The 4,538-nt window shown below is 70.7% G+C and carries 6 protein-coding genes; 2 read left to right on the top strand and 4 right to left on the bottom strand.

Going from position 1 to position 4,538, the window contains the following annotated elements:
• Positions 1-349: 349 nt before the first annotated feature.
• From dusB to KBX53_RS23450, 4 genes are all read right to left on the bottom strand, one after another.
• Positions 350-1,522, bottom strand: a complete 1,173-nt coding sequence (gene dusB / locus KBX53_RS23465) for a tRNA dihydrouridine synthase DusB (protein WP_030338204.1) — start codon at positions 1,520-1,522, stop codon at positions 350-352.
• Positions 1,523-1,586: 64 nt separating this feature from the next.
• On the bottom strand, positions 1,587-2,966 hold the full coding sequence (locus KBX53_RS23460) for a glycine--tRNA ligase (protein ID WP_030338202.1): 1,380 nt from the start codon (positions 2,964-2,966) through the stop codon (positions 1,587-1,589).
• A gap of 115 nt (positions 2,967-3,081) precedes the next feature.
• Positions 3,082-3,561 carry a hypothetical protein gene (locus KBX53_RS23455; RefSeq protein WP_030338200.1) on the bottom strand — a complete coding sequence of 160 codons (480 nt, stop codon included), beginning with the start codon at positions 3,559-3,561 and terminating at the stop codon, positions 3,082-3,084.
• A gap of 24 nt (positions 3,562-3,585) precedes the next feature.
• Positions 3,586-3,927 (bottom strand): antibiotic biosynthesis monooxygenase, encoded by a 342-nt coding sequence (locus tag KBX53_RS23450; protein WP_030338198.1) that lies wholly within the window; start codon positions 3,925-3,927, stop codon positions 3,586-3,588.
• Positions 3,928-3,956: 29 nt separating this feature from the next.
• Between KBX53_RS23450 and KBX53_RS23445 the strand changes: the two genes are divergently transcribed.
• Together KBX53_RS23445 and KBX53_RS23440 are read left to right on the top strand one after the other, a co-directional pair.
• Positions 3,957-4,214: a hypothetical protein gene (locus tag KBX53_RS23445; RefSeq protein ID WP_030338196.1), complete on the top strand. Its 258-nt coding sequence runs from the start codon at positions 3,957-3,959 to the stop codon at positions 4,212-4,214.
• Positions 4,215-4,268: 54 nt separating this feature from the next.
• Positions 4,269-4,538 (top strand): metal ABC transporter solute-binding protein, Zn/Mn family (locus tag KBX53_RS23440; RefSeq protein ID WP_210861669.1); only part of this gene is annotated, 270 nt, incomplete at its 3' end.

Below are 4,538 nucleotides of genomic sequence, written 5' to 3'. Positions count from 1 at the left end.
GGCAACCCCGCACCCAGGCAACGCCTTGCCGGGGCAACGCCTTGCCGGGGCAACGCGACGCGACGCGCAGGCAACCCCGCCCGCAGGCAACGACGGGGTATTGGTGGCCGTAGAAGTTCGGCGGCAGCGCCGAGCAGCGCACTCCGAGCTGAGGTCATGACGAGCTGAGGTCATGACTCGTTTACGACATCAGCTCTACAGCCTGCTGTACACCTATGTCCGACCCCCTGCGCCGGCGCGACCTGGTTGCGCGCCCCGGCAGAGACGCGCCCCCTGCGCCCGGCGCGACCTGGTCGCGCGCCCCGCCGGAGACGCGCCCGCCGACGGCGACCCGTCGCGGACCGAGGGTTCAGCCGCCGGAGTCGTCCATCTCGGCGCCCTCGGGGACGGTGTCGTCGTCCCGGCTGGCCAGCCAACCGTCTGGCAGTGCGACCTTGCCCGGCGAGTTGGTGCGCCCGCGCGGCTGCCCGAGGGCGGTCACCGGGAACGGCTCCGCCGGGTCGAGCTTGCCGAGCAGGTCGTCGAGCTGGGCCAGGCTTTCGATCATCGCCAGGGAGCGGCGCAGCTCGCCGCCGACCGGAAAGCCCTTGAGATACCAGGCGACGTGCTTGCGGAAGTCGGTGCAGCCGTCGCGTTCGCCTCGGGCCGGGTTGCGCGCGCCGGCGCTGAACTGGTCAACCAGCAGTTCGGCGTGCCGCCGCATGGTCACCGCCACCTCGCCGAGGGTGGGCAGCCGCCGCTCCGGCCGACCGTTGAAGGCGGCTTCCAGGTCGGCGAAGAGCCACGGCCGGCCCAGGCAGCCGCGCCCGACGACCACGCCGTCGACGCCGGTGTGGGCCACCATCCGCAGCGCGTCGTCGGCCTCCCAGATGTCGCCGTTGCCGAGCACCGGCACGTCGAGGGCCTGCTTGAGGGTGGCGATCGCGTCCCAGTCGGCGGTGCCGGAGTAGCGCTGCGAGGCCGTTCGCCCGTGCAGGGCCACCGCGGCCACGCCGGCGTCCTGGGCGGCGAGCCCGGCTTCGACGTACGTCAGGTGGTCGTCGTCGATGCCCTTGCGCATCTTGACCGTGACGGGCACCCCGGACGGCGCCGCGGCAGCCACCGCGGCCCGCACCAGCCGCGCGAAAAGCCGGCGCCGCCACGGCAGCGCCGCGCCGCCGCCCCGCCGGGTGACCTTGGGTACGGGGCAGCCGAAGTTGAGGTCGATGTGATCGGCCAGGTTGCGCTCGACGACGATCCGCACGGCGGCGGCGGTGATCTCCGGGTCGGTGCCGTAGAGCTGGAGGCTGCGGGGCTTCTCGTCGTCGCCGAACGCGATCATGCGCAGCGTCTTCGGGTTGCGCTCGACCAGCGCCCGAGTGGTGATCATCTCGCAGACGTAGATGCCGCCGCCCTGCTCACGGCAGAGCTGGCGGAACCCGACGTTGGTGATCCCGGCCATCGGCGCGAGCACGACAGGCGGCCACACCTGGTGCTGGCCGAGAGTCAGCGGGCGCAGCGCCGGCACGGTCGAGGCAGTCACCGCACAAGTGTACGGGGCCCCGACCGGCGCTGATCGCGTCGGCCGAGGCCCCGTGGGCGGAGTCTCAGCAGCCCGGGAGTCGCTCGATCAGGTAGCGCTCGACCTGGTCCAGGGAGACCCGCTCCTGGGCCATGGTGTCCCGGTTGCGCACCGTCACGGCGTTGTCGTCCAGGGTGTCGAAGTCGACGGTGACGCAGAACGGGGTGCCGATCTCGTCCTGCCGGCGGTAGCGGCGGCCGATCGCCTGCGAGTCGTCGAACTCCACCACCCAGCGCTTGCGCAGCAGCGTGGCGAGGTCCTTCGCCTTGGGCGACAGCGCCTCGTTGCGGGACAGCGGCAGCACCGCCACCTTGACCGGGGCGAGCCTCGGGTCGAACCGCATCACGGTGCGCTTGTCCACGCCGCCCTTGGTGTTCGGCGCCTCGTCCTCGTCGTACGCCTCCAGCAGGAAGGCGAGCACCGCCCGGGTCAGACCGGCGGCCGGCTCGATGACGTACGGCATCCACCGCTCGCTCTTGCTCTGGTCGAAGTACGACAGGTCGACGCCGGAGTGCTTGCTGTGCGTGGAGAGGTCGAAGTCGGTGCGGTTGGCGACACCCTCCAGCTCGGCGAACTCGGTGCCGCCGAACTGGAAGCGGTACTCAATATCCACAGTCCGCTTCGAGTAGTGCGACAGCTTCTCCTTGGGGTGCTCGTACAGGCGCAGGTTGTCCGCCGAGAGGCCCAGGTCGAGGTACCAGTTCCAGCGCTCCTGGAGCCAGTACTCGTGCCACTGCTCGTCGGTGCCCGGCTCGACGAAGAACTCCATCTCCATCTGCTCGAACTCGCGGGTCCGGAAGATGAAGTTGCCCGGGGTGATCTCGTTGCGGAACGACTTGCCGGTCTGCGCGATGCCGAACGGCGGCTTCTTGCGGGCGACCGTCTCGACGTTCTTGTAGTTGACGAAGATGCCCTGCGCGGTCTCCGGGCGCAGGTAGTGCAGCCCTTCGTCGCTCTCCACCGGGCCCAGGTAGGTCTTCATCAGGCCGTTGAACATCTTCGGCTCGGTGAAGGTGCCCTTGTTGCCGCAGTTGGGGCAGTTCAGCTCCGACAGGGAGGTGAGCGGCTTGCCGTGCTTCTCGGCGTACGCCTCCTCAAGGTGGTCCGCGCGGAACCGCTTGTGACAGAACTGGCACTCGGTGAGCGGGTCGACGAACTCGGCGATGTGGCCGGACGCCTCCCACACCTTCCGGGCCAGGATCACGGCGGAGTCCAGGCCGACGACGTCGTCGCGCTGCTGGACCATGGTCTTCCACCACTGCCGGCGGACGTTCTCCTTGAGCTCCACGCCGAGCGGACCGTAGTCCCACGCCGATCGGGTGCCCCCGTAGATCTCACTGGAGGGGAAGACGAAGCCTCGGCGCTTGGCGAGGCTGACGACGGCGTCGATACGGTCGGCTGGCATGTTTCCTCCTACGCCGGCTGGCGGTCGGCGGGGGCGAGATGTGGATGGAACGGTCGGTTCGGGGACCACGGTACGACGACCGACCCCCGAGCCCCAGCAGAATACCGGGGACGGGTCAGCTGACCTCGCAGACCTCCACGCCGCCGGTCTGCCCGTCCTGGCCGAGGCTGACCTGTTGCCGCTCCCGATCGCCGCCAGCAAGAGTCACGTCGACCGGCACGGTCAGGTAGGTGGTGTCCACCTCACCCACCCGGAACGCGGTCACCTGCGGCTCGGCGGCGGCGCGCCGCTCGAACTCCGGCCGGGACTCACGCCGCTGCGCGTCGTCGCAGAGCTGGTCGTACGCCCGCCCGTAGTCCCGCTCGACCAGCGCCTGGTAGTAGTCGCCGGTCACGGTGCGGCCCTGTTCCCGGATCGCCTGGACTCCGCTGACGGCCAGGCCGACGACGGCGGTGCCACCCCCGCCGCAGCAGAGCGCCACGGCGAGCGCGCCGACGCCGAGGCCGATCCAGAGCCGGGTCCGGCGGCCCTCGGTGGGGGGCGCGGCGAACGGCGGAGCCACCCCGGGACCGGGTGGCGGGGCGGGTGCGGTCATAGGAGCAGCGTAGTGTCCGGCGGCTCAGCGGTAAGGACCCGCGGCCCGATCACTCTCGGCGACGACCACGGCCCCGCCGGGGGCGGCGGTGGCCAGTGCCTCGTAGGCGGAGGGTTCGTCGATCGACTCCGCGAGCAGCGGTACGGCGCTGACCTTGACCTCGAAGGCGCCCAGGGCCCGCCGGTAGGTGCCGACCGACTCCCATTCGGTGACCAGTGACCAGTGCCGGGGGTCGTCGAGTGCCCGGACCAGTTGACCGCGCAGGTAGCCGGGGCGGGCGGCCAGCGCGGTGAGGGCGGCGTGCGCCCGTTCGGTGAAGTCGTCGGCGGTATCGACGTCGACCACGAACCGGTTGGTCACCAGCACCGGGGGTTCCTCCTCGTAGAGTCTGTGGGATGCAGCGTACGCAGCGCCCTCTGCTCGCCCGGTTGGCCGGGGCGAACCCGACGTCGGTGTTCCTGCTCACCCTGGTGGTGGTGCTGGTGGCGTTCTTCACGCCCGGGGTGATCGGCGGGCTGCTGACGCTCGCGCTCGCCGGGGTCCTGATCGCCCTGTTGGCGACGACCTGGGCGGTTCAGGCGCCGCAGACCCGGCTGATCCGGCTGGTGATGCTCACCCTGCTGGTGACGGTGGGTCTCGCGAAGCTCCTCTGACATGCAATCATGCGTTTTTGACAATCATTATCGTTGCCACGGACAGTTGACGACATGACCAACCGCACCACGTACCGTGTCCTGGCCGCCGCGACCGCCCTGCTCACCCTGGCCGCCGGGGCCGGCTGTTCCTCCAGCGGCGCCGGCGCCGACCCGCAACGAGTCGACGTGGTGGCCGCGTTCTACCCCCTCCAGTTCCTGGCCGAGCGGATCGGCGGCGACGCGGTCCGGGTCACCAACCAGGCCAAGCCCGGCGCCGAGCCGCACGACCTGGAACTCAACCCGAGCCAGGTCGGTGAGGTCAGCGACGCCGAGCTGATCGTC

Origin of the sequence: Micromonospora sp. M51 (assembly GCF_018070305.1) — a bacterium.
In the GTDB taxonomy this organism is placed as follows: domain Bacteria; phylum Actinomycetota; class Actinomycetes; order Mycobacteriales; family Micromonosporaceae; genus Micromonospora; species Micromonospora parva.
Note: the sequence above shows the minus strand (reverse complement) of the source record. Positions and strands in the feature narration are given on the sequence as shown.

Excerpts from the sequence above, each read along its gene's own strand:
- KBX53_RS23460 (WP_030338202.1), bottom strand. The coding sequence starts at position 2,966 with ATGCCAGCCGACCGTATCGACGCCGTCGTCAGCCTCGCCAAGCGCCGA.
- KBX53_RS23445 (WP_030338196.1), top strand. The coding sequence starts at position 3,957 with ATGCAGCGTACGCAGCGCCCTCTGCTCGCCCGGTTGGCCGGGGCGAAC.
- KBX53_RS23455 (WP_030338200.1), bottom strand. The coding sequence starts at position 3,561 with ATGACCGCACCCGCCCCGCCACCCGGTCCCGGGGTGGCTCCGCCGTTC.